Source organism: Thermomonospora echinospora, from assembly GCF_900108175.1.
Taxonomy (GTDB): domain Bacteria; phylum Actinomycetota; class Actinomycetes; order Streptosporangiales; family Streptosporangiaceae; genus Thermomonospora; species Thermomonospora echinospora.
Genome location: NZ_FNVO01000030.1, coordinates 1 through 25,136, shown reverse-complemented (window position 1 = coordinate 25,136; position 25,136 = coordinate 1). Strand labels below are relative to the sequence as shown.

The following is a 25,136-nucleotide window of genomic DNA, read 5'->3' as shown; positions in this document are numbered from 1 at the left end:
ATCGCCTCAGCATGTCATCCCCAGACTGATCGACCGCCGCCGGCCAGCTCAGCGACCGTGTGACGAGTACTGAAGGCCCGCGTCCGGACCGTGTGAGGCGCCTCGGGGCTATTCGGCGGCGGGCCGCGCAGTAGTGCCGGCGTGGAACTTGGCGGGGCTCGTCAGTCCCAGCGACCGGATCCAAATCTTGTCGAGTGTGTCGATCAGGACCTCCGCGTCGTATTCGACGCCTTCGTACGACCATGCCATGACCACGCGCTCGACCATCAGCGTCAGGGCATGCGCGGTGTGACGCGGGTCCAGATCGCTGTACGCCATGCCGGCTTTCTGCCAGTCGGCGATGGCGCGCGTGACCCTGCTCTGGAAGTGATCGGCGACCTCGTCCCACTGGGCCTTCAGCCGCTCATCCTCGTCGCGCGCCTGATAGACGGCCTGCAGAACGCGGGCGTTGCGCCGGAACGCCTTGATGTAGACCCGATTGACTTCTCGAACGCGATGGACGGGGTCTTGTTGCGCGCTGATGTGGTCGGCCGCGATCCCGGTCAACTCAGCGGAGATGCCCTTCATCAGCTCGTAGAGCAGATCGTGCTTGGACCGGTAGTAGTTGTAAAGCGTCCCCGACCCGACCTGCGCCTCAGTGCTGATGTCGGAGAGCCGGGCGTTGTGGAAGCCGTCCCGTTCGAAGACGACGCGCGCCGCCTCACGAAGACGCCGTGGCGTGGTCTCGCGGCGCCGGTCGACACGGGTGCGGCCCCCGCTCGCTCCGCCGGTCCCGGCGGCGGGCTCGGGCACGCTGCACCTCTTTCGATGATCGCTGAGAGTCACGATCTTACCAGCCACCGTGAACAGGACCGAAATCTCGTGGCTCCGCATTTAAACAGAGGTTGACCTCAGTCTCAGTTTATAGGTACTTTCAGGCTTTGTGTGACGCGGTTAACACTCCCCTGAGCTGCGGGCCTGCCGGTTCTCGTGGTCCGGGCGCATGCGAACCAGAGAAGCGAGGCCAGCGATGAACCTGGGTATGCACAAGGGCACGACTCTGTTGCGAGTCCTGCTGAGCGGTGGAATGGGCCTGCTGCTCACGGCCGCCGCCGCCTGCTCCGGAGGCTCCGACCAGCCCTCCGACGATCCAGCCCTCACGGGCGCGCCGATCAAGGTCGGCCTGTTCAATCCGGACAAGGGGGCGGTGGCGGTCCCCGCGGTGAAGTCCGGGATGGACGCGGGCGTGAACTACATCGCCAAGGAACTGAAGGGCATAGGAGGCAGGCCGGTCGTGGTCGAGGCCTGCTCGGTCGACGGCACCCCCGAGTCCACCATCGGCTGTGCCAACAAGTTCGTCCAGAACGGCGTCGTCGCGGCCTTCGACGGTTTCAACCTCAGCTCGAGCGCCGGCATCGCCATCCTCGAGGCGGCCGAGATCCCCCTGATCGGCCAGATCCCGTTCGACCAGACCACCGGTAGCGCGGCGTCCGGACGCGTCTACTTCGGTGCGCCCCAGGCCTCGTTCCTCGTCGGCGCCCTACAGGGGTTCAAGGCCGAGGGCAAGACGTCGGCGACACTGACGCTGGTGGACACCCCCGCCTCGCACAAGACCGTCGATACCCAGCTGAAGCCGCTGGCCGGAGCCATCGGGATCAAGGCGAACGGCCTTTACTTCTCGCCCACGAACCCGAACTTCAGCGCCCTGGCGGCCACGATCGCCTCGACCAAGCCCGACGTCGCCGGCCTGATCGCCTCGCCGAACGCCTCGGTCTGCACCCAGCTGATCAAGAACCTGAGGTCGGTCGGCTACTCGGGCGACATCTTCGTCGCCGCGTGCACGGGCTTCATCAAGTCCGACCCGGCGTCCGCCCCCGGGGCAACGCTGTACTCGTCCGTGTGGCTGCCCGGTACGGAGCGGTACGCGCCCAAGGCGGCGGTCGACAACCTCAAGGCGGCCACCGAGTACATCTCGAAGACCAGCGGTCCCGCCGACTTCTACGCCTACGCCCAGTTCGCCACCGTCGTGGACTTCGCCAAGGCTCTGGCGCCGTCGCCCGACGACCTGACCGGAAAGACCGTGCTGTCCACGCTCAAGGCCCTGAAGAACTTCCCCACCTTCCTCGGATCCCCGATCACCTGCGGCAAGAAGACGACGCCGAACTGCACCACCCAGATGCTCCTGTTCTCGGTGCAGAAGGACCTCTCGCTCAAGCCCGTCACCGGCAACTGGATCACCCCGGCTCCAGCGATCATGGCGAACATCCCCGGCGCCAGCTGAGCACGCGAACCTCCCATGAACGATCTTCTGCAATTCGCCGTCATCGGCTTCTCCACCGGAGCCGTCTACGCGGTGCTCGGGGCGTCGCTCGTCAGCATCTACGTCGCCACCGGCGTCATCAACTTCGCGCAGGGGTCGGTGGCGCTGTGGGCGGTGTGGCAGGTGGCCGGGCTTCGCACGAACGGCGTGCTGGTCCTGCCGGTCGGCAGCGTCCAACTGGGCTCCGGACCGATGGACGTGTGGCCGGCGGTGCTCATCGGCGCGGCCAGCGGACTGGTGTGGAGCCTGCTGGCCCACCTCCTGGTGTTCCGTCCGCTGCGCCGGGCCCCCGAGCTCGGGCAGGTCGTCGCGTCGGTCGGGGTGATGCTGTTCATCCAGGCCCTGATCCCGCTCCGGTTCAATGCCAAGGCCCTCGGCACGGAACCCAGCAGCCTCATCCCGCTCCCGACGCTGACATCCAAGGTCTTCACGCTCGGCGGCGCCACGATCGCGGTCAGCAACCTGATCCTGGCCGCGGCCGCCATCGGGATCGCGCTCGCCCTGGCCGGCTACTTCCGGTTCACCAGGATGGGCGTCGCCACCAGGGCGGGCGCCGAGGACGAGCAGGCGCTGCGACTGATGGGATACTCGCCGGACCGGCTCGCCGCGTTCATGTGGGGCACGACGGGCTTCGTCTCGGGGCTGATCGTGATCCTGGCGGCGCCGGCGATCGGCGGACTGGACCCGACCAGCTACATGCTGTACGTCGTGCCGGCCCTCGCCGTCGCGCTCGTGGGCCGCCTGACGTCGATCGGGGTCGCCTGCGGCGCCGGTCTGGCCCTCGGCTCGGTCCAGCAGATCCTGCTTTTCCTGACGACCAAGAGCTGGTGGCCGTCGTGGGCACAGGCCGGCGTCGGCGACGCGGTCCCGTTCGTCATCGTCGTGGTGGCGCTGTTCCTGCTCGGCCGCGGCATCCCGGAACGCGGCGCCCGTGACGCCGGCGCACAGGCGCCGGTGCAGGTGCCGCGGCTCCGGCCGCTGTGGACCGCCGCGCCGGTCGCCGGAACGGCGGTCGCCATCGTCCTCACCACGGGCCAGTGGCGCTTCAGCCTGGTGATGTCGATCATCCTGACGCTGATCGCGGCGTCGGTCGTGCTGCTGACCGGCTACCTGGGCCAGATCTCGCTGACCACGATGGCCTTCGCCGGCGCGGCTGGATTCGCGCTCTCGAAGCTGACGACGAACGTGGGCGTCCCCTTCCCCTTGTCGATGCTGCTGGCGGCCTTGACCGCGACGGCCCTCGGGATCGTGGTAGGCGTACCGGCGCTGCGGATCCGAGGCGCCCAGCTCGCGGTGGCCACCATCGCGGCGGCACTCGCGATCGAAAGCTTCGTCTTCAACAACCCGGCGATGACGCCCTACACGGGCAATCTGATCGCAGATCCGTCCCTGTTCGGGTTCTCCCTTGCCGTCCGCGAGGGCACCGACCTCATCACGCTGCGGTTCTCCTTCATGGTCCTCGTGATCGTCGCGGTGCTGCTGATCGCCGTGACGCGTCTGCTGTCCGGGGCCACCGGGCGGGCGTTCCTGGCCGTACGGTCCAACGAACGCGCCGCGGCCGCGGCGGGCGTGAACGTCCCGGCGGTCAAACTGCTCGGCTTCGCGCTGGCGTCGTTCCTGGCCGGAATCGGCGGATGCCTGATCGGCTACAGCCGCGGCCAGCTCTCGGCCGCCTCGTTCACCGTCCTCGTCGGCCTGGCTGTCCTGGCGACCACCTACGTCGGCGACATCACCCGTATCTCGGGCGCGATCCTCGCGGGCATCGCCGGACCGCTGGGGCTGCTGTACCTGGTGTTCACCCAGACGATCGACCTGGGCCACTACTACACGCTCATCGTGGCGGCCGCGATGCTGCTGCGTGTTGTCGTCTTCTCGCCGCACCGCGGTGCCGTCCCCGAATGGCTCCTCGTCCGGCGGGCCCGGCGGTCCCCCGCACAGCCGCCGGCCGCCGCCCACGCAAAGGAGCCCGCCGATGTCCGGTGACCCGAACACGCTGCTGCTCACCCGCGACATCTCCGTGCAGTACGGAGGCGTCCGGGCCAACGACGAGGTGTGCATCGAGGTCGGCGCCGCGGAGATCGTCGGCCTGATCGGGCCCAACGGCGCGGGGAAGACCACCTTCGTCGACGCCGTCACCGGCTTCGCGCCCCACACCGGCACGATCGAACTCGACGGCGTCCGGCTCGACTCGGTGCCCGCGCACCGGCGTCGCCGCCTGGGCCTCGCCCGGACCTGGCAGTCGGGGGAACTGTTCACCGACCTCACCGTGGCGGAGAACCTCGCCGTCTCGGTCGATCCACCCGGGTTGCGGGGCCTGGTCGCCGACCTCGGCAGACGCCGGAAGCGGGCCGACGAGGACATTCAGGAGGCCCTGAGCCTGGTGGGCCTGGAGGCGATGGCCGGACGCCGCCCCGACGAACTCTCCCTGGGCCGACAGAAGCTCGCCGGCGTGGCACGGGCCCTGGTCGGCTCCACCCGCGTGCTGTTGCTCGACGAACCCGCCGCAGGACTGGACACCGAGGAGAGCGCCGAGTTCGGGCACGAACTGCGCCGGATCGCAGCCTCCGGTCCGGGCGTCCTGCTGATCGATCACGACATGACGCTGGTTCTCGACGTCTGCGACCGGGTCTACGTCATGGACTTCGGGAAGATCATCGCCTCAGGCGCGCCAAGCGACGTCAGCAGCGACGCCCAGGTGATCGCCGCCTACCTGGGAAGCCCGGTGACCCCGTGACCGAGACGACCGACGCACTGGAGATCCGCGGCCTCAGCGCCGGCTACCGCGGGGTTCCCGCCATCCGTGACATCGACCTGCGGGTCGCGGCCGGCTCGATCCTGGCGCTTCTCGGCCCCAACGGCGCGGGGAAGTCCACCACGCTGCGCGCGGCCGCCGGTCTGCTGCCGGCACTTGGCGGGACGGTGACCGCCGCCGGCTCGCCCGTCACCGGGAGCGTCGAGCGCGCCACCCGGTCAGGACTCTGCCTGATCCCGGACAACCGGGGAGTCTTCCACCGCCTGACCGTCGCCGAGAATCTCCGGCTGGCCAAGGCACGGGGCGGCTTCGGCCCGGCACTCGACCGGTTCCCGCAACTGCGGCCTCTCCTGAACCGGCGCTGCGGTCTGCTCTCCGGAGGAGAACAGCAGCTCCTCGCAATCGCGAAGACCTTGCTGCTCCGACCGAGGGTCCTGCTCATCGACGAGATGAGCATGGGACTGTCTCCGGTCGCCATCAAGCAGATCCTGCCGGAGCTGCGCCGGCTCGCCGATGAGGACGGCACGGCGATCGTGCTCGTCGAGCAGCACATCGACCAGGCGCTCAGCGTCGCCGACGAGGCAGTCGTGCTCCACCACGGCCGGGTGGTGCTCATCGGCCCCGCGGCTGATCTCCGAGAGGACCGGGATCAGATCCAGCGAGCCTACTTCGGAGACAAGGAACGTTGACATGACCTTCCTTGCTCGGGTGGGTCCACCGTCGGGCGATCAGCCGCTGATGCCAGGCCAGCAGCGTGCCCGGCGCTACAGTCGATGGGCACCGGGTCGGGTTTACGCAGATAGGCGAGGGATCATCGGCAGCATTCGGGGCGGGTGTCCCAGCGGTAGGTTGTCCAGGATCTGCGGATCAGGCTACGGACGGTGATGATGGTGTCGGCAAGGTCGAACAGACGCCAACACGTGGTCCCCTATGATCTCGGACGAGAGGGAGGCCACCTCATGGCAAAACTCGGCTCCAGGCCAGCGTGACGCTCAACCACATGCACAGGCGGTTCTACACCCCCGGCTACGCCTACGCCCGCTACTCCCCGCACGCGTTGAAACTTTCCCGCCCCCAAAGCAGCAAGACCTACGAGAACGTCGCCTGCCCCAGACGCCGAGCCACGGTGACCTGCACCATCCGCGACATCAGGGGCACCATCCGCATTCGCTGGTTCTGTCGAATATTGCGTCACCAGCTTTGAGCTGCGGGTTCGGTGGACATGGCCAAGGCCCGACGGGCACGTCCTGAGTTTTCCATGTTCGCTCGTTGTTCGCTCGGGGACACCGACACCGGGCGGCAGGTGGTGACATGGGCTGGCACGCAAGTGGTGCTGGATGCGAACAAGGCCTATGACATCCCTGACCTGTGCCAATGGCTGGGAAGGCAACGTATTCGGCCCCGGATCGCCCGCAAGGGCATCGAGCCCGACGACCGCCTGGGACGACACCGCTGGGTCATCGAGCGCACCCTGTGCCTGGCTGACCGGCTACCGCCGCCTGACCCTCCGCTATGAACGCGACCTCCGCAACTACCTGGCCTTCCTCGGCCTGGCCGCCGCCCTCGTCTGCTACAAGCGGCTCATCAAACTCACCACGTAGGACACGCTCTAAGGTGATTCGCGCCGGGGGCACGGGCATCCGCCTCGCCTCGAAGAGCGATGGATACGGTGAATGGCCATCGGCCATTCACCGTATCCATCGGCGGTTCGGGCGCCTATGCCGCTGAGGTGGGCGTCCCCTTACTGGGTCATCTTGAAGACCCGTTTGTGCTCTTTCCAGCGGGTATCGTAGATCAATTTCTTGATCGCATCCGTGTATCCCTCCGGGGGGCTCTTCGTGAGGCTGTCGGCCTTCTTGTCCATCTTGTCTGCGACATCGTCGATCATCTTGACGAAGGCCGGGTCGGCGCCGTAGGTGGTGGCGCTGTAGGTCTTCAGATCGGCGATGGCCTGTTTGGCAGCGGCGATCTGGGTGGCGGCATCGCCCTCGAAGTCGGCGGCCCTCAGGGCGGCCTCGTCGCTGAGGGCGACATCGTCGAAGGTCCCCTTGGCGGCGGTGGCCCTGCTTTCGCCACGGCCGGCGCGGCCATCGGAGTCGACGGTGGCGAACGGGAGCACGTTACGGAAAGTGAGGTAAGCGCGGATCGCTTGCTCGGGGGTGTCCGCGGCGTGGACCGCATAGGCGGCGTCGGCGATATCCCTGAGCTGGCCCTTGCGGAGCTGGCCTGCGGGTAGGGTCGGGCCGAGCTCCGTCATCAGCTTGCTCTTGAGATCGCCCTCCGTCTCCGTTTTGAAGCGGTCGATGATCTCGGCGTCCCCGCCACCGTTCTCCCGCACCCCCTTGACCATCGCTTTCACGGCGTCGGTCTCCGTCTTCCAAGCGGTGCTGTGCGCGCCCATGCCGTCGATGCCGGGCGGCGGCGCCGCGCGTCCCAGGATCACCGGAACGCCTTTGCGGATTCCGACGAGGAGGCCGGTGTTGCGGGAGCCGACCACCCACTTGCTGTCGGCGGCGATCTTCGGGGTGTGGTTCAGCGAGGCGTAAGCGGCGTCGAAATCGGCGAGCAGTTTGTCCCGCTCCCCCCGCTCGACGTCGAGCGTCTTGTTCGCCTCGCCGTCGTCGATGTACTTCCTGAGCGTCTCCCTGGCGGCGGCGGCCGGATCATGGGCGCCCGCGGCGTTCTGGAGGAAACCGGTCGCCTTGACCGCCTCGGGATAGGCGGTGGCCATGTTGCTCTGGTGCTCGTTGATCATGTGCGCGAGCATCAGGGCGGTATCGGCGCGGACGTCCGCCTCCGGCTTCGACAGCCTGGTGATGACGCCGTCGAGGCCGTCGTGCCATTTGGCGAGTTTCTCGACACTCGTTCTGAGCGTCTTCAGTTCCCCGGCCGTGGGCTTGGGCAGCGCGGCCAAGCGCTTGAGATCGTTCACCGCCTGAATCCCGTCGATGGCGAGCCCCGCCAGCGCGTCCTCGGGGTGGTTCTTGTCGTTGTCGGTGAAAGCGACGACCTTACCGGCGGGATGCGGATGTGCGGGATTCGGGCTGGTCAGGTCGTCCAGACGGTCCACCAGGTCTTTCAACGCATTGGGTGCGGCCAGCTGGGTGACCCGCCTGGCGCCCGTTCCGGCATTGGCCGGTGCGAGCGGCGGGATGGCCGCGGCGATCCCGTTCCGCAACTCCCGGGTGTACCTGCTGATCGCCTCCATGTCCGCCTTGGTCTGTTGGAGTTTCTGCGGGTTCAGCGCCTCGCTGAGCCGGGCCGCGCGGGTGGCCGCGGACATCGAGAACATCGCGTGCAGTCCCTTGCCGGCCTTGTCGATGGCCTTGGCGTCGGGCTGGGGAGCGTTGGGGTTCCTGCGCCGTTCGTCCATGGCGATGTCGATGGCCAGGACGTTGTTGCGGTGCGTCCCTTCGCCCGAGCCGATCGAGCCGCGGTCCGAAGCAGCGGGCACGGTGGCGAGCGGCAGCATGTTCCGGTAGGCCGCGTGGTGCCCGAGAGCCTCGCTCAAGTGAGCGCTGACCGTGTCCGTCTCCGCCGCGGTCAGCGGCCGGTTGGCCGCGGTGGCCGCCTTGATGATCGTGTCCGCGCTGTCGAGTTCGCTACGGACCTTGAAGGCGTAGCCCTGCACCGCGGCGTGCCGGGCGCGCTGGTCGTCCTCGTCCAGCATCTTCCACAGTTTCAGGACGGGCGGGTCGTCGCCGTTCGGCAGCGGGCCGTCCATCCACTGGTCGGCAGCGTCCTGCCGGTCGCGCAGCTCCTGGACGGCTCCGGCGAGGGTCTTGCCGAACACGCTGGCGTGGAGGGAGTCGACGACGCCCGCCCAGGCCGCGGTGTGGTCGCCCATCTCCTTGCCGAACGGGCTCGGAGTCCGGGTCGTGCCGAAATCGACGGTCCCGACCGTGCCGTTCTCGACTGAGAAGACCGGGTAGTAGTTGACGTCTGCGATCCCTATGGCGCCGGTCCGCGAGAACGCGTTGAGGTTCCGCACGCCGGGCTGCGCCACGGCCTGCGCCGCGGCCTGTTGCTGCGCGACTGGTTGGGCTGCGGCCTGTTGCTGCGCGCCGGGCTGCGGCGGGTTCACCACGATCTGGGGGGCTTGGGGAGCCATGGTGCCCGTCTGCATCGCGACGGTCATGATCTGCGGGCCCGGGTTGGGTCCCGGGAGCGGTCCGATCAGGGCAGTCAGCGCCGCCATGCCGGGCGACTGGTTGCTGGACGGCGACGGACCGGCGGTCGACGGGCGCACCGGCCCGTTGACCGGTTTGCCCTGCTGGTCGCTGCTGGGCACGGCGACCCGGACGCGCTTGACCGCGCTGGACGGCCGGGAGGGGCCGTCGGAGTCGGAGTCCGAGTCGGAGCCGTCGCTCCAGGCCCGCTTGGGTGTAGCGCCGACCCGGAACGACGTGCGGTCCGACGGGCCGATCTTGGTGCTGGAGTTGTAGGAGGGGCCGTCGTCGTCCAGGTCCATAGCGGACGGGCGGGAGCCGCGGACCGGGGTGGAGTGGGTGTCGGGGCCGTCGGAGTCGATGCTCATCGCCGAGCCCGGTCGGCTGTCGGAATCGGAGTCGAACGAAGAGCTCGACGCGCTCATGGTCCGGTCGGACGCCGACTTCTTCCGCTTCTTGATCTTCTTGGTGCTCGGTTTGGGGGGCATCGCGACCTCGCTAGGCGGTGGCTCGGTACAGCAGGATCAGGGTCAGGCCGGTCAGGTCCTCGGCGGAACCGGACAGCGTCAGCCGCCACGGGGTGGGCCCGGCGGTGAGGCCGGCGGGTCGCAGCAGCTGCCCTTCGACCAGGGTCTGGCGGGCGTCGCCGTCGAGCAGCAGCCGGGTCGTGGAGTCCGCGCCGTACAGCGCGGTGATCCCGGTGATCTGCCGTCCCGACATGCCGGGCAGCAGGTCGGGCGTGACCGGCAGGCGCAGTTCACCGGTCTCGTCGGTGCGCAGGTCCTCCCACTCGTCGGGGAAGACCGCCGCGACGTCGAGGGCGATGGCCGCCGGGTACGGCTTGAGCAGGCCGCGCACTGCCGTCGCGAACGTCTCGCCGCCGTCCTCGGCCGAGTACCGGACGGTGATGGTGACGTCCCGCAGCCCGGACGGCGGGCGGCGGGTCTCCAGCCGCCACCGCGAGACCGCGCCGGAGCCCTCGAACGGCAGGTACCGCGGGTCGTCGTACCGGACCTCGAACAGCCCGGAGTCCTCCCCGTCGGTCACCTCCGACAGGGCGATCCGCTGCCCCGGACGCCATGCGGAGCGCAGCGACGCCGGGGGCGCGCCGCGCGGGTCGAGCAGGTATCCGACGGCCTTGGGGTCGGGCGTCAGCACGGTCTTGTCGCTGAGCTGGGTGAGCGTGGCGTTGAGCTGCGTCGGCCCTTCGGCGGTCGCGAACGCGACGCTGATCGACTTGATCTGCCGCCGGTAGTGGCCGGGGAAGTCCCGGTCGAACAGGTCCTCGCTCAGCGCGAACTCGCACCGGCCCTCGGTCTGGAAGGCCAGCAGCGCGGCCGCGTCGAGCCGCAGCAGCGACACCCTCTTGGTGATCTCCATCCCGCGGGCGCCCGCCTCGGAGTAGGCGCTGTCGAGCCGCTCCAGGTCGAGGCTGAGCTGGTCGCCGGCGAGCAGGCCCTTGCGGCGCGAGTCCCAGTAGGTGGGCCGGATCAGGCCGGGGGCCCGTCCGCGTTCGGCTTCGAAGGCGCGTTCGGCGGCGCGAGCCATGTCGAACGCCAGCTGGTAGGTCTGGAAGTACAGGCCGGAGATCTGCCCGACCATCCAGCCGTACAGCTCGGCTCCGGCGAACTTGGTGGTCAGGAAGGTCTTCACCGCGTCCAGGTGGGCGGCCTCGCGCAGGTGGATCTCCAGGTCGCGGCGGGCCACGGCCACCTGGAGCTCGGCTCCGGCGATCTGGTGGCCGAGCTGGTCGACCTCGGCGCGGCCGGTGGCCAGCTGGAGGTCCCAGTCCTGCTTCTGACCCTCGAATTCGGCGATCACCCCGAGCAGCTCGCCGACCATGCTGAAGCCCTCGCCGAGCGAGGCGGAGATCTCCGCGGCCTCGCTGAGCGCCCCGCCGACCGATTCGCCGCCCGTGGTCGTGCCGAAGATGAACGGTCCGGCGTGGATCTGCGGCACGGACTTGGCGATGGCCGCGCCGATCTTCAGCCCACCGGCGACGAACTGGCCGGTCGCGCCCAGCCCCATCATGACGAGCTGGGCGATCTGGAGCGGCGACATGCCTTCGGCGATCAGCTGGGTGTAGTGCTTGACGCGCGCTTCGGCGCCCGCCTTGGCGGCCCGCGCCTCCGCGAGACCCTCCTCGGCGATCTTGATCTGCTGCTCCTTGATCTGCCGGGTCAGGGCGTGCAGCTCGGCGTCCTGGCGGTTCTGGAGCAGGCCCAGTTCCTCGCCGTCGCGGCGTTCGATGGCGTCCAGCAGTGCGGAGCCGAGCTCGCGGACCCGTCCGGCCAGTTCCTTGGCGCGGGCGAGCACGATGTCGAACCGGTAGGCGGGGATCGGCGCGGCGAGCGCGGCGGTGACCTGGTCGGCCGACAGCCCGGCGGCGGCGCCGCGGACCAGCGCCATGACGTCCAGCGGCGGGTCGAACAGCGGCAGCGGCCGGCTGATCCCGAGGATGTCGAGGGACGCCCGGATCTTGGTCAGCCGGTCCTCGACCCTGGTCCAGTACTCCAGGAACTGCGCGTTGCCCGGCACGTGGAAGTAGGGGTTGGCGACGCCGGCGTGGACGATGCCGCCGCCCTTGAGCAGGGTGCCGTCGGCGGTGAGGTGGGCGGTCTCGCCCGGCCCGTCGCCGTCGGTCAGCTCGTACGGCGCGGCGGCCGGGAGCAGCCCGGTGCCGAGGGTGGCGGGACGGCGGCCGAGCAGGTCGTAGGCGAAGATGTACAGCAGCCGCGCCTCATCGACGCTCTCGGCGGTGTACTGCCGGAACAGCATGTCGCCCCAGTCGAGCAGGTTGTCGATGTAGGCCATGACGACGCCGCGCCGGTAGCCGTCGGGGCGCAGCTCGGCGATGGCGTGCGGGTCGAACGGGTCGTCCAGGTAGGTCTGCAGGAGCGCGCGCCGGTCGCCCATCAGGTCGTACTGGCGGCGCAGCTGCCCGATCAGTGCGATCCGCTCGGCCAGCTCGGCGGTGCGCGCGTCCTGCGGCATCGCGGAGAGGGCCTCCTTGACCGGGTTGAGGCCGGTGTCGGCGAGGTCGGCGAGGCGGTCGCGTTCGGCGGCGGTCAGGTCGCGGGCCCGGCGGAACGCCGGGATCATCGGGTCGAGCGAGGCGAGGACCGGGGTGAGCCGGGCGGTGAGCGTGGCGTTGCCCAGCTCGGTGAGGTCGAGACGGCAGGCGGCGACCAGCGCGCCCGGGTCGACCGCGAGGAACGGCAGGAACCGCCACGGTCGTCCGTGCCGGGTGGGATCGAAGACGAACTCGTACCAGTGGCGGGCGTCCTCGAACCGCTGCGCCTCGTTCAGCGCCTGCGCGATGAGCATCGGCGCGTGGTGGAAGATCTCCCAGTAGTACAGGCCGTTGGCGCTGTCGAAGTCCAGGTGGGTGCTGACCGGGACGTGCGTGGCGACCTTCGGCTTCACCTGGATGGTGGTCGCGTCGGACATCGTGGAACTGAACGAGGGAAGCTCGTCGAGCTCCTGGGTCGGCTGGGCGAGCAGCGCGTCGACGCCGCCGGTGAGCAGCCGCCGGTTCAGCTCGGCGGCGGTGCTGGACGTCAGCCTGACGATCTCGATGGGCAGCGTCGCGGTCTCGTACGGACGCGCGGTGGCGTCCGCCGTCGGAGAGGTGACATAGCCGGAGCGCAGGAACAGGAACAGCGCGCCGTCGGTCGACATGGCGCCGGTGAGGTCGGCGGGGAACCCGGGGGGCAGTCCCCGCCAGTTCGCCGTGTACGACAGGAGCGAGACCGCGGTGCCGGGTTCGAAGTCCCGTCCCACCGGCGCATACCCGCCGGTGCTGATCAGGTAGCGCTGGTCGCCGCGGGTGATGACGCCGTTGAGCGGCTGCGCGACGGGCTTGGGGTATCCGGCGTCGATGAACCGGGGCACCGACCCGTCGGACGCCAGCGTGTACCGGACGTACTGCTGCGCGCCCGCCAGGAACAGCTTCCCGCTGGAGATGTAGGCCGCGGCGATCTTGCCCTCGGTGGTGAACGCGTTGGCGGCGCGGCCCAGCTCCCAGGTCTGCCGGGGCGCCTCGTCCTGGCCGCCGCCGCGCGCCGAGAAGGTGCCGCGCGCGTTGTCGAAGGTGAACAGGCCGCCGCCGAGGGTGAGCGACGGGCCGGTCGGCTCCTGCACCGGGACGTCGTCGTTGTTGCCGGTGAGGGGCTTGGGGTAGCCGGCTCCGGCGGTCAGGTCGGCCAGGAGCCGGACATACTGGCCGCCTCCCACGACGTAGGCGCGTCCGCCGGAGATCACGGCCCGGGTGATCGGGGTGCGCGCGGGCAGCCGCCAGTTGGCGTCGACCGGCTTGACATTGGTCAGCGACCCGGATGTCACGTACCCGTCGAGGGCGCGGGAGTAGAAGACCTCGGTGCCGTTGGGCGCGACGAAGGCCACGTCGACCTTGTCCCAGCGGGGCAGGTTCTCGGTGTTGGTCGCCAGCTTCTTGGGGTAGCCGGCTTCCAGCTGGCTCCCGCCGAACAGGTAGTCCTGGTAGCGGTAGTACTCGTCGCCGCAGAAGAGGAACACCTTGTCGCCGCGGATCAGGACGGCGTCGACGGCGGCCGAGGTCCCCAGGTTGTTGGCGGCGTACCCGAACCGGTCGTAGGTCTTCTGCCGGACCTGCCCGGACGTCGGCCGTCCCGGACCGGCCTGGGCGTACAGGCCCGAGGCGGAGTCGAAGACGTACAGGGTGCCGTCGGGGAGCTGGAATCCGGCGTCGACCTGGCTCCAGGTGGTGGGCAGCCGGTCGACGTTGCCCTTGTAGGGCAGCACCTGCGGCGCGTCGGACGGCGCGTCGACGGGCCGGACCAGGAAGCTGCCGCCCTTGTGGTCGACGCTGCACCACGGGCCGTCCTGGCTGTCGGCGGGCGCGTTGAAGCGGACCACCCCGGCCGGGTCGATGGGCGTCGGCTCGGCGAACACGCGCGACAGGTCGACCGGGCGCGGCGGCGCGATCGTCTTGGTCGCGGGCCGCGAGGTCAGCTCCGGGGTCAGGCTGAACGCGGCGGTGACCGGGACTGCGGCGGTGCCGGTGCCGACGGTGTAGTCGCAGCGCACCACGATCGAGTCGTGCACGTCGCCGCCGGGCACCGTCCGCGACGCCTGCACGTACAGGCTCACCCCGCTGATCGGCCCGTCGCGCTCCACGTCGGAGGCCAGGAGCTGCGCCGGGAGCCAGTCGCCGTTCAGGTTCAGGTACGAGTAGTAGACGCTGACCTTGTAGCTCGGCGGTTCGGCGGTGACCTCCTGCTTGCCGCCGGACTCCTTGGTGGTGATGGTGGTCTTGCTCTGGTCCTCCTTGGGCACCGCGGACACGACCGGCCAGAACACGAAGACCCGGCCGAAGGCGTGCACCGGGTCCACCCGGTCCGCGGTGATCTGGGTGTCGACCTTCAGCCACGGCCGCCACGTCGCCGACAGTTTGTCGCCCTCGCGGAACTCGGCGGTCCGGTAGTAGTAGCGGCGCGGGTCGGTCCTGGTCCGGCCGAACAGCACCAGGCGGCGCACGCCGGTCGCGGCGCCCTCGGCCGGGTAGACGTAGCCGCCCGCGATGGTGAGCCGGGACACCTCGGTGTACTCGTCCAGGTAGCGCTTGTAGGCGCCCTGGACGGTCACCGCGGTGATCTCGCGCTGGAGCAGGTCGTCCTGCAGGGCCTGGAACGCCGGGGTCTTGCGGTCGCGCAGCTCGGGCCGCAGGTAGTTCTCCGGGTACAGGAAGACCTTCCGGTTGGCCTCCCAGACCCGGTAGGTGCGCATCCACTTCCACCAGGTGCGCAGCCGCGCCTTGACCTGGACGGGGTCGACCCCGGCGGGCAGGTCGGCGCGTTCCAGGTCCAGCAGGTAGCGCTGGACGTACAGCTGGGTCGCGGCGATCGCCTCGCGGACCCGCGAGGTGATGCCCGCGGGGCCCATGTCGACGTCGATGAGGTACTTCTCGTACAGGTCGCGGGACTTGCCGTGGACCGGGGTGAGCGCGGCGACGAGGGCGTCGCGGCGGCGGGTGTTGAGCCGGTCCCGGAGCCGGGCCGACACGATCTTCCATTCGGCCGGGGCTGAGCGGCGGCGCAGGATGTCGTTGAGCGCGGTCGCGGCGGCGTCCTGGTCGCGGACGGGGCCGTAGAGCTTGGCCCAGACCTTCTCGTAGAGCTCGGCCGGGCCGCTGCCGATCCGCCCGGTGACCTTGAACAGGCTCGCGAGGGACAGCAGGAACTCGATCTCGAACAGGTCCTCCTCGCGGGTGTCGGGCCGCAGCAGCGCGATGTTGCGGCGGGCCCAGCGGACCTCCTCCAGCGGCCAGCCGAACCGGTCGGCGAGGTGCGCGTACGGGTCCTCGGCGCCGGTCAGCAGGAACGCCGCGAGCCCGTCGGGGCGGGTGCGGCACAGCTCGGCGAAGCCCGCGATGACGTGCACGTCGCCGAGCCGGTAGTCGGCACCGCCCGTCCAGCGGTGCGCGAACGCCTGCGGGAAGGTCCGGTCCACGACCCGGCCGGACCCCGAGTACCGGACGTACCGGTCGCCCTTGGTCAGGTAGACGCGGCCGTCCAGGGTGAACGCGCCGTCGATCCCGGCCTCGAAGTCCGGCGGCAGGTCGCCCCAGTCGTCGGTGATGGTGCGCGGGTAGCCGAGTTCGGCGGTGTCCAGCGCGCCGGTCGCGGGGTAGCGGACGTACTGGCCGCCGCGGAAGGCGTACAGTTCGCCGCCGGGTCCGGTGAACGCGGCGTCCAGGGCGCCCGACTCGAACGCGTTGCCGTTCTTGCCCCACACGCCCGCGAGCGGCGTGACCACTCCCCCGGCCAGGTGGGCGCGGCCCTTGAACAGGTGGATGGTGCCATCGGTCGCGGCGAACGCGGCGTCCAGGCCGTCCTGGAACTCCGGCGGCAGCGGCGGCAGGCCGAGTTCGGCGGCGAGCGCCGACAGGGGGCGCGGGTAGCCGTCGTCGGCGCGGCTGCGGTCGGTGCCGGAGTAGCGGACGTACTGGTCGCCGGAGAACAGGTAGGTGCGGCCGCCGGCGACGAGGGTCGCGTCGACCCGGCCGGACGTCGCGAGGTTGTCGCGGGTCCGGCCGAGCCCGGCGAGATCGATCGTGCCGGTCGGCTCGGGCGACACGGTGTGGCAGACCCCGCCGCTGATCAGGTGGATGGTGCGGTCGTTGCCGACGACCGCGTCGAGCGGGGCGGCCAGCGCCGCGTCGAAGGTGTCCGGCAGGTGGGTGAACGGCGGCTCCTTGCGCAGCTCACCGATGATCGTCTTGGGGTAGCCGGGGTCGATGTGCCGGTAGGTGGTGCCGGTGTAGCGGACGTACCGGGTGCCGGAGAACAGGTAGGTGTACTGGCCCTTCCAGACGAACGCGGCGTCGACCGCGGCGCCCGGCGGCAGGAACGGGTTGGCCGAGCGGCCCCACCGGTCACGGACGGGCGTGCGGGCGCCGAACACCTCGCCGGTCAGGGAGGCGAAGGTGTCGTCGAAGAAGAAGTGGATCGTGCCGTCGGCGGCGCGGAACGCCGAGCGCAGGCCGTCGGGGGCGTCCAGGTCGTGGCCGAAACCGGGGTACAGCCGCTCGATCGGACGGACCCGCGACCAGCTGCCGGAGCCGCTGCGGGACACGCACGACTCGCCCGCCAGCAAGGTCAGGGTGTCGCCGCTGGACAGCACCGCGGACGGGAACGGGAAGCCCTCGGGCGCCTGATGGAAGGCGGCGTCCGCGAGCCCGGGGTGGCCGGGGTCGGGGGCGTCGTAGGTGGTGCCGGAGTAGACCAGGTAGCGGCGGCGTCCGGCCGCGTCGGGGCGCTCGAACAGATAGGTGCGGTCGCCGTGCACGTAGGCGAGGGCGACGCTGGTCAGGCCCGCCCAGCTGTCGGCGATCGGCCGCGGGTCGCCGTCGATGGCCGTCCCGCCGTCGGCGGCGTACACCACGTACTGGTCGCCGGAGAACAGGTAGGTGCGACCGTCGCGGCCCACGAACGCCGCGTCGACCGCGCCGGTCTCGTACAGGTTGTTGCGGAGCCGTCCCCATTCCTGCTCGGCCGGGTAGGGGCGGCCGAGCTGGGTGTTGAAGCAGGTCGCGCCCTGGAACAGGTAGGTGTTGCCGTCGGCGCCGGTCAGGACCGAGTCCAGGCCGGTGCGGAACCGGTCCGGGACGCCGCGCAGCGCGCGGGGCCGGAACGGGGTCGCGGTGACGGTGCGGCCTTCCAGCGCCGACAGCCGCACCCAGCCCGCCGCGGTCGCCGCCACCAGCGTGCCGTCCTGGATGAACGCGCAGGTCAGATCGCGGATCGGGAGGTCGTCGTAGCGGCGGTAGGTGGTGCCGGACACCGCGTGGCAGCGTCCGCCGGAGAACAGGTAGGCGGTGCGCCGGTCGGAGTAGGCGGCGTCGATCCGCCCGAACCCGGCGGGCAGTCCGGCCAGGCCCGGCTCGGTGCGCAGGGCGGACAGCGAACGCGGGTAGCCGGGGTCCACCGTCGCGGGCGTCGCGGTGCCGGTGTAGGTGTAGCGGACGTACTGGTCGCCGGAGAACAGGTAAGCGCTGGTCCGGGGCCTGTCCATCCCGTCGATCCTCTCGACGGCGTCCAGCACGAACGCCGCGTCGACCTTCCCGGTGCGGGCCAGGGTGTTGGACACCCGCCCCCACAGGCTGGAGATCTTCTCCGGGTAGCCGTCGTCGACCTGGGTGTAGTCGTCGGTGGAGTACCGCACGTACCGGTCGCCGGAGAAGACGTAGGTGCGGCCGTCGACGCCGACGAACGCCGCGTCGATCCGGGCGAAGGGGATGCTGTCCCACCGCTCGCGCAGCGCCATCGGCTCCGACCACCAGCGGTGCCGGGCATCGAAGCGGACGAACCGGTCGCCGGAGAACAGGTAGGTGCGTCCGTCGCGGCCGGTGAACACCGCGTCGACCGGGCCCAGCTCCATGTGGGCCGGCATGTTCCACCAGTTGTCCGACAGCGGCTTGGGGAACCCGGCGTCGGGGGTGCGGTAGTCGCGGGTGGAGTACCGGACGTAGAAGCGCGAACCGTCGCCGGACGCCTTCAGCCGCAGGCCCTCCAGCCGGACCGTGAGGGTGATGCCCTCCTCGGTGGCCAGGACCCAGTCGCCGGCGTTGCGGCGGACCTCGCGCAAGGTGAGGTCGTGCTCGGCGAGCAGGTTGCGCAGCCGCGGGGTGACGCGGCCCGCGTCCAGGTCGGCGCGGCTGTCGGCGGGCAGGTCGAACAGGTGGCCGCCGATACCGAACAGGTAGGTGTGGCCGTCCAGCACGAACGACGCCTCGACCTTGGTCAGGCCGCCCCAGTCGCCGGCGATGGAGCGCGGGTGGCCCGGGTCGGCGACCGAGTAGTCGCCGGTGGAGTACCGCAGGTAGGTGGAGCCGCTGAACAGGTACGTCTTGCCGTCGAGGCCAGTGAACGCGGCGTCCACGATCCCGCCGGACAGCGGCGCGGGCAGCACGCCCCAGCGGTCGGCGACCGCGACGGAGGTCGCGCCCGGGCCGGTCAGCGCGACGGTCCGGCCGTCCTTGAACAGGTGCACGACGCCGTCCGGGGCGGTGAACGCGGCCTCGACGCCCGTCTCGAACTGCGGCGGGACCCCGGCGGGACGGACGGTGCCCTCGTCGGCCAGGACGCCCGGGTTCTCGATGCTGTCGGAGTAGCTGAGCCACCTGCCGCCCGCCAGGAGCCGGGCCGCGGCGCCCTCGATGTAGGCGGCGTCGACGCCGGTCAGGCCGGCCGGGGCGGGCGCCGTCCCCCAGCCCTGGGCGGTGGGCGCCGTCCCGGCGGTGGTGTGCTCGACGCCGCCGGTGAACACATGAATGAGGCCGTCACGGTCCTGGAAGCAGGCGTCCAGGGGGGTGGTCGGCACCGGGCCGGGCAGGCCCTCGTGCTGCCACCAGTCGGCGACCGGGCGCGGGTAGCCCTCGTCGGCGGTGGCCAGACCGCTGGAGTAGCGGACGTACTGGTCGCCGGCGAACAAGTAGGTGTGCCCGTCGGCGTCGGTGTAGGCACTGTCGATCCGGGCCGGATCGGTGAAAGCGCTCTTGACCTTGCCGAAGGTCTGGGTGCGCGGCACCCACGCGGTGCCCGCCTTGTCGCGGGTGAAGACGGAGGAGGTACCCGCGGCGTCGCGGCCAACCAGCCATTCGACGCCGCCGGGACGGACGAACGCCGCGTCGATCGAGGTCAGCGCGGCGAACCGGGACGACAGGTCGGTGAGCGGGCGGCGTCCGGTCCCGGTGGGCTCGTGGGTGGCGGCCGAGTACGTCCAGTAGCCGTTGCCCACGAACAGGTACAGCAGGCCGTCGCCGCCTTCCAGCAGGGCGTCGAAGCGGTCCACGCCCTGCGGCAGGGTCAGCGGCTCGGGGAACTTGCCGGTCAGGTCCTGGTCGGCGAAGACCGCGCGGACCTCGTCCGGGGTCAGGCCGAGCTTGGCGGCCAGCGCCGCGAACCGGCGGATCCGCCGGACCGCCAGGCGCACCCAGGCGTCCGCGGGCGGCTCCACCAGGTCCAGGGCCGGGACGGACAGCAGCGCGCGGGCCTGCGCGGGGCCGCCGGTGACACACTGCGCGATGGCCTCGGCGACGGCGGCGGGCACGCCCAGCACGTCGGCGAGGCAGGAGTACAGGGTGGTGTCCTGGCGGCCGGCCAGGGCGGTGAGCCGGTCGGTGAGCTCGGTGACGGCCGCCGTCAGCGCGCGGGCGACCGTGTGCAGCAGGAAGAACACCTTGCGGGCGTGGTCGGGGGCGCCGGGCAGGGTGAACGCCAGGGAGTTGTCGGGGTTGGCGAAGTAGCCGAGGCGGTCGCGGGTGACGGCCAGGCGCGGGGTGAGGTCGCCTTCCTTGATCAGGTGCGCGATCACCTGGTCGCGGCCCGCCTCGTCCAGGCCCAGGGCGTCCAGGGCGGAGGGGGCGACGCAGTAGGGGGCCTCATCGCGCAGCACCCGGACGATCCGGGCGAAAACCGCGTCCTGGTCGGGGGCGAGGAAGCCCGGGCCGAGCCAGACGGTGCCCTCGGGGTCGGCGAACTCGTCGGCGTCCAGGACCCGGCCACCGGACAGGTGGACGCCGTCCATCGCGGTGAACGCGCGGCGGGCGGCGAGCCCGTCGGCGAGGTCGGCGAAGTCGTCCGAGCTGAAGGTCGTCAGCTTGGCGCGGTGCGCGGCGATCTTGGCTTGGAGGATCCCGAGCAGCTCGGCGCGGATCGGCGCGAACTCGGCCGCCAGCCCGAAGTCGGCGAGCGGCAGGGTCAGCAGCGCGGCCTGGTCGGTGAAGCGGCCCTCGGCGTCGAGGTGGCCGTTGAAGTTCAGACTCTCCAGCAGCCGGGTCGTCTGCGCGGGGGTCAGCCACAGCTCGGCGAGGGCGGCGGGCTCCAGGCGCAGCGCGTCGTCGCGGAAGTCGGCCAAGCGCTCGGCGAACAGCGCGCCGAGCGGACCGGCCGCGTCGGCGAGATCGGCGTTGACCTCGAAGTGGGCGATGTTCTCGACGTCCAGGAAGAAGTCCGGCTCCACGAGGGCGCCGTGCTCCTCGATGTAGCCGATGTACCACAGGTTGTCGTACAGCTCGGCGCGGGCGGCGTCGCTCAGCTCGCCGAACGCGGCGAGGTCGGACGGCCGGAACACCGCCGCCCCGTTGATGGTCGCGCCGATCGCCTTGAAGACGGCCTCGCGGTGCGCGGAGAAGTCCCCGGCCAGCTCCGCCGGGCTGAGGGCGGTGGTCTCGGCCGCGAGGGCACCGTCGGCGTGCAGAACCCCGCGGAACACGAGATTGCGGAAGATCTTGTTCTGGAGGCGCTCGCCGAGGCCCAGCCCCTTGAGGTCCGAAGCGAAGATCACGCCCAGGTCGGTGACGGCCCGGTAGGCGGCGCCGCGTGCGGCTTCGGCGTCCAGTTCGAGGGCGCGGCTGCCGACGGACGGGACGACGCCGGGGTGGCAGGCGACCAGCACGTCATGGACGACCTGCGCCGCACGCTCGCCGAACCGGTCCGACACCAGCGCGGACGGCTCCAGCGCCACCTGGTCGAGCTCCTCGCCGAGCCGCTTGAACAGCGCGATCCGTCCGGAATCGTCGGTCTCGGGACGTCCGCCGAGGATCTTGGCAAGCTCCGCGCCGTCGAACCCGGCGCGCCCCATCCAGCCGGCGATCGCGAACAGCACCTGCGCCAGCCAGAGCACCGTCTGCGGCGGGCCGCCGCGCAGCACCGCGTGCAGGTCGCGGGTCTGCGGGCCCGGCTCGCCCAGCACCGCGAAGGTCGAGTACCGCTGGAGCGACGGGTCGCCCTCGATCGCGACCAGCAGGTCGAACAGCTCCCCGGCGGAGATGCCCAGGGCCCGCGCCAGCAGGCCGCACCGCCGGATCAGGGTGATCTCGGGGAGCTCCACCCGGCCGCCGTCGAACGGTCCGGGTTCGTTGGCGGAGTAGCGCTGCCGGTAGCGGCGGACGATCTCCACGATGTCGGGTTCGGCGACGTCGACCAGCGCGGCCAGGCGGAACCGGTAGTCGCGGTTCGCGGGTGTCAGGATGTTGCCGGTGGCCGTCTCGACGACCACGCCCTCGGCCGGTTTCCACGGCAGGATCAGGCCGCAGACGTCCGGGATGGTCATGCCGTGCAGCCGGACCAGGCGGACCGCACCGGCGACGGCCCGCAGGGCGGGGAGGTCGAGGCGTCCGGCGGCGAAGGTGGTCAGGACCGTGTCGGCGTCGGTGAGGGTCAGGCCGGTCTTGCGGGTCAGCCGGATCAGCCGGTGGGTGCGGTCGAGCCACGCGATCAGCGAGACCGGCCCGGCCGGGGCCGCCAGGCGGGTCTCCTCGGGGTTCAGCTGGACCTCGGTGCGGAGCTTCACCAGCTCGCGCAGGGCCGCCTCGTCCAGGCCGGTCGCCTCGAGGAAGCGGCGGGCGTCCAGGAGGGCGTCGAAGTTCTCGCCGGCGATCAGCCCGTAGCGTTTGGCCAGCTCGGCCTCGGGGACCGCCTCGGTGGTCAGCACCGTGACGTCCTCGGCCGACAGGCCCAGGTACTCGCGGGCGGCGAGGTCGTGATCGACGCGCGCGGCGAACAGCCGGTAGAGCTCCTCCGGGGTGACTTTCAGTTCGTCGAGATGCGCGCGGAGCCGTTCGTTCCGGACCGAGAACGGCAGCCCGAACGGGTGGACCCGGGTACGGAGCGTCTCGTAGGGATCGGGGCCGACGAGGCGTTCGAGCACTTCATTGACGATGTCCAGGTAGGCGGTCTCGCCGAAGGTGTTCTTCTCGTCCAGGACGATCCGTTTGAGATCCGGCCTGCGTTCCAGCAGGCCCGGACGGTCGAATGTGCCTTCCAGCAGGCCCAGCAGCTCAACGAAGTACGCCGCCGGAGAAGTCACCGCCCTCGCGTCCTGCCCCTCCACGAACCGCGACTCCCCGAACAGCTCGGCGTACTCGGGCAACGAGTTCTCAGCCACGACGACATCCCCACTTCGCGATCCAGAAACGGCGCCTCATGTTCGCCGAGCGGCGGCGAATCCAGATACTTACTCGAAGGGCACAAAACTCAGGCGAGTATTATTTGCGCACCAAAATCATGATCCCCAGGGCCGGACCATGAAATATCCCTGTAACACGGCACTAGACGCCGCACGCTGGGCGTTCTTCCAGTTCAGCGGGCATCATCCGACCGCGACGGCCGTTCGTCCGCTTGGACCGAAAACGTGGCGGCCCGCCTTTGTCAGGGGCGCGACGCGCGGAAGCCGGGCCGGGACCGATCGGATCCTCCGCTTCACCCGAATCCATGGGACGGTACGCTTCCCACGGATCGGTAGCGGCTGGGAACCGGCGTCAAAGCTTGCGGAGCGCTCATCCGTGCGACCCTTCGTCGAAGGCATCGACTCGTGGCGCCCGGCCGCAATTTGACGTACAGCGATCGTCTCAACACGAGAATCTCTCGATCTACGGACAGGCGGTCCGGGGAATTCGTCCTAGGGTTTTCTCTGGCCGAATCCGGCCGCACCCGCAGAGGCGGGCTGGTTTCCTCCGTACACAGAAACCGGCCCGCTCGATCTCGATCGAATGAGCCGCCGCGCAAGGTCATGGCGCCGGTTCCCCGTTTCCGACCGCCCAACCCGAATAAGGGCACCCTTTCCTCGTTGTACGCTCCGAGATCGGTCGCGTACTTTCGGAGATCAGCTGGGGCTGGCCCAGCTCCGGCTGCACGGGGCCTGGCCCGCCGGCCCCGAGCCCGCGCCCTCGGCGGTCCCACGCAGTCACCTGCCCACCATGACGGCGATCGAGATCGACTGGACCGTCGGCCGGGACGGCGACGCCCAGCTCGCTGGGCACCGCGTCAAGCTCGAGGTGAACCTGGCTCATGACGCTCTGGCGCCCTCCCCAACGCACCCCGCAGGCCGAGGCGATCTACGCCGCAGCCGAAGCCGACCGCGCCACCCGCCCCCACGCCTACGCCCTCGACCCCGGCCCCATCATCGCCAGGGCACTGCGCGACACCGACCCCGCCGAGCTCGGCGACCCCGTGCATTGGCGCGAAGGACTCGAGCGCTACCTCGCCTCCGCACACGACGACGGCCGCCTCAACGCCGTCGGCACCAGAATGGTCCGCGACTCCGCCGTCGCCGCCCTGCGCGCCCGCCTGGCGATGAACCGCCTCGCGCACACCAATCGGCCGCTCGGCCAACCGCCCATCATCATCACCGGAGGATGGCGCACCGGAACGACCTTCCTGTACCGACTCCTGGCGACCGACCCCCGCCTGCGTGCGCCGCTCCCCGCCGAACTGGCCGTCCCCTGGAAATTCGCCGGAGCCTCCCCACAGCGGCGCGAAGAACTCATCCGGGTCGGCTCGGCGGCCAACGACCTGCTGAACCTGCTGAACCCCGCCCTGGCCACCGTCCACGACCACAGCCCGCGCCTGCCCGAGGAGTGCGTTGTCGCGATGAACTCCGGTTTCCGTAACTGGGGATTCAGCGCCACCGTCCGCCTCGACTGCTACAGCCACTGGCTCGCCGACCAAGACCTCACCGGCACCTACCTGAGCTACCGCCACGTCCTGGCCACCCTCGCCGCCGACAGCCGCCGCTGGCTCCTCAAAGCCCCCGCCCACACCGCCGAGCCCCCCAGCCTCGCCGCCGCCTTCCCCGGCGCCTGCGTGATCTTCCTTCACCGCGACATCGTGCAGACCATCGCCTCCGGCGCCAGCCTCTTCTGCGTCTTCCGCTCCACCTACAGCGACCACGTCGACCCCGCCGACGTCGGCCGCTTCCAAACCGACCAGACCGAACTATGGCTTCGCCGCGCCCACGCCTTCCGCCGCACCCCCCAAGCCGGCGCCATCACCATCCTCGACATCGCCTACGACGACCTCGTCCACGACACCCCCGCCGTCCTCCACCGCATCTACACCGCCGCAGGCCTCACCCCCGGTGACTCCACCAGCATGATCGACCGCTACCACGCCGCCCATCCCCGCAATGCCCAAGGCACCCACCACTACGCCGCCGCCGACTTCGCTCTCGACGAAGCAGACCTCCGCACCCGCCTCGCCCCCTGGACCCGGCCCGGCCCCTGAACGGAGCCTGTAAGGGACTGTCCTAAAGATCGTGTGGGTGGGGTGGTGATCCGGAAGGCTGGGGCCGATGCCCCGGCCGGGAAGGATCACACGTGACCAACCACGACGAGGACGAGCCGCAGGGCGGGCTGGATGTCCAGCTCGCCGCCGAGCTGGTCGCCAAGGCCAAGGCCGAGGGGGTGTCGCTGGTCGGCCCGGACGGGCTCTTGGCCGGGATCACCAAGACCGTGCTGCAGGCCGCGCTGGAGGCCGAGATGACCGAGCATCTGGGCTATGAGCGCGGTGAACACCCGGCCGCGCCGACCGGCAATCACCGCAACGGCAGCTCGGCCAAGACGGTGTCGACCGAGGTCGGGCCGGTGCAGATCCAG

Annotated in this window: 11 protein-coding genes and 1 pseudogene; 8 read left to right on the top strand and 4 right to left on the bottom strand. The window is 70.5% G+C overall.

The features are described from left to right. Positions 1-108: 108 nt before the first annotated feature. Positions 109-792 (bottom strand): TetR/AcrR family transcriptional regulator, encoded by a 684-nt coding sequence (locus tag C4U03_RS35825; protein ID WP_200827699.1) that lies wholly within the window; start codon positions 790-792, stop codon positions 109-111. Positions 793-1,009: 217 nt separating this feature from the next. Here C4U03_RS35825 and C4U03_RS35820 point away from each other — a divergent pair, with 217 nt between their 5' ends. From C4U03_RS35820 to C4U03_RS35805, 4 genes are read left to right on the top strand one after another with little or no spacing between them, the layout of a single operon-like run. After that, positions 1,010-2,260 carry an ABC transporter substrate-binding protein gene (locus C4U03_RS35820; RefSeq protein ID WP_200827698.1) on the top strand — a complete coding sequence of 417 codons (1,251 nt, stop codon included), beginning with the start codon at positions 1,010-1,012 and terminating at the stop codon, positions 2,258-2,260. Positions 2,261-2,275: 15 nt separating this feature from the next. Then, entirely contained in the window at positions 2,276-4,282 is a 2,007-nt protein-coding gene (locus C4U03_RS35815) for an ABC transporter permease (protein WP_103944255.1), read from the top strand. Next, positions 4,272-5,033 carry an ABC transporter ATP-binding protein gene (locus C4U03_RS35810; protein WP_103944254.1) on the top strand — a complete coding sequence of 254 codons (762 nt, stop codon included), beginning with the start codon at positions 4,272-4,274 and terminating at the stop codon, positions 5,031-5,033. Before C4U03_RS35815 ends, C4U03_RS35810 begins: the two co-directional genes overlap by 11 nt. Next, entirely contained in the window at positions 5,030-5,740 is a 711-nt protein-coding gene (locus tag C4U03_RS35805; protein ID WP_103944253.1) for an ABC transporter ATP-binding protein, read from the top strand. Before C4U03_RS35810 ends, C4U03_RS35805 begins: the two co-directional genes overlap by 4 nt. A 122-nt stretch (positions 5,741-5,862) precedes the next feature. On the opposite strand, the pseudogene C4U03_RS35800 reads toward C4U03_RS35805, so the two are convergent. Further along, positions 5,863-5,958: pseudogene (locus tag C4U03_RS35800) on the bottom strand (IS5/IS1182 family transposase); the annotation flags it as partial. Between the two features lie 93 nt (positions 5,959-6,051). On the opposite strand from C4U03_RS35800, the gene C4U03_RS40165 reads away from it, so the two are divergent. Together C4U03_RS40165 and C4U03_RS35795 are read left to right on the top strand one after the other, a co-directional pair. Beyond that, entirely contained in the window at positions 6,052-6,255 is a 204-nt protein-coding gene (locus C4U03_RS40165; RefSeq protein ID WP_146087643.1) for a hypothetical protein, read from the top strand. A 148-nt stretch (positions 6,256-6,403) separates the two neighbouring features. Continuing rightward, the gene (locus tag C4U03_RS35795; protein WP_200827703.1) at positions 6,404-6,652 is read left to right on the top strand and encodes a hypothetical protein; all 249 of its coding nucleotides are present in this window, start codon (positions 6,404-6,406) and stop codon (positions 6,650-6,652) included. A gap of 140 nt (positions 6,653-6,792) precedes the next feature. Here C4U03_RS35795 and C4U03_RS35790 read toward each other — a convergent pair whose 3' ends face one another. Together C4U03_RS35790 and C4U03_RS35780 are read right to left on the bottom strand one after the other, a co-directional pair. Then, the gene (locus tag C4U03_RS35790) at positions 6,793-9,645 is read right to left on the bottom strand and encodes a hypothetical protein (RefSeq protein ID WP_146087642.1); all 2,853 of its coding nucleotides are present in this window, start codon (positions 9,643-9,645) and stop codon (positions 6,793-6,795) included. A gap of 73 nt (positions 9,646-9,718) precedes the next feature. Beyond that, entirely contained in the window at positions 9,719-22,648 is a 12,930-nt protein-coding gene (locus C4U03_RS35780) for a hemopexin repeat-containing protein (RefSeq protein WP_103944251.1), read from the bottom strand. A 902-nt stretch (positions 22,649-23,550) separates the two neighbouring features. Here C4U03_RS35780 and C4U03_RS35775 point away from each other — a divergent pair. Together C4U03_RS35775 and C4U03_RS35770 are read left to right on the top strand one after the other, a co-directional pair. Beyond that, positions 23,551-24,765, top strand: a complete 1,215-nt coding sequence (locus C4U03_RS35775) for a sulfotransferase family protein (protein WP_103944250.1) — start codon at positions 23,551-23,553, stop codon at positions 24,763-24,765. Between the two features lie 128 nt (positions 24,766-24,893). Continuing rightward, positions 24,894-25,136, top strand: a 243-nt coding sequence (locus C4U03_RS35770; protein WP_456119811.1) for a transposase, incomplete at its 3' end; no start/stop codon positions are given.

Coding starts and splice junctions, on each gene's coding strand:
- C4U03_RS35820 (WP_200827698.1), top strand. CDS start 1,010: ATGAACCTGGGTATGCACAAGGGCACGACTCTGTTGCGAGTCCTGCTG.
- C4U03_RS35815 (WP_103944255.1), top strand. CDS start 2,276: ATGAACGATCTTCTGCAATTCGCCGTCATCGGCTTCTCCACCGGAGCC.
- C4U03_RS35810 (WP_103944254.1), top strand. CDS start 4,272: ATGTCCGGTGACCCGAACACGCTGCTGCTCACCCGCGACATCTCCGTG.
- C4U03_RS40165 (WP_146087643.1), top strand. CDS start 6,052: ATGCACAGGCGGTTCTACACCCCCGGCTACGCCTACGCCCGCTACTCC.
- C4U03_RS35795 (WP_200827703.1), top strand. CDS start 6,404: ATGACATCCCTGACCTGTGCCAATGGCTGGGAAGGCAACGTATTCGGC.
- C4U03_RS35790 (WP_146087642.1), bottom strand. CDS start 9,645: ATGAGCGCGTCGAGCTCTTCGTTCGACTCCGATTCCGACAGCCGACCG.
- C4U03_RS35775 (WP_103944250.1), top strand. CDS start 23,551: ATGACGCTCTGGCGCCCTCCCCAACGCACCCCGCAGGCCGAGGCGATC.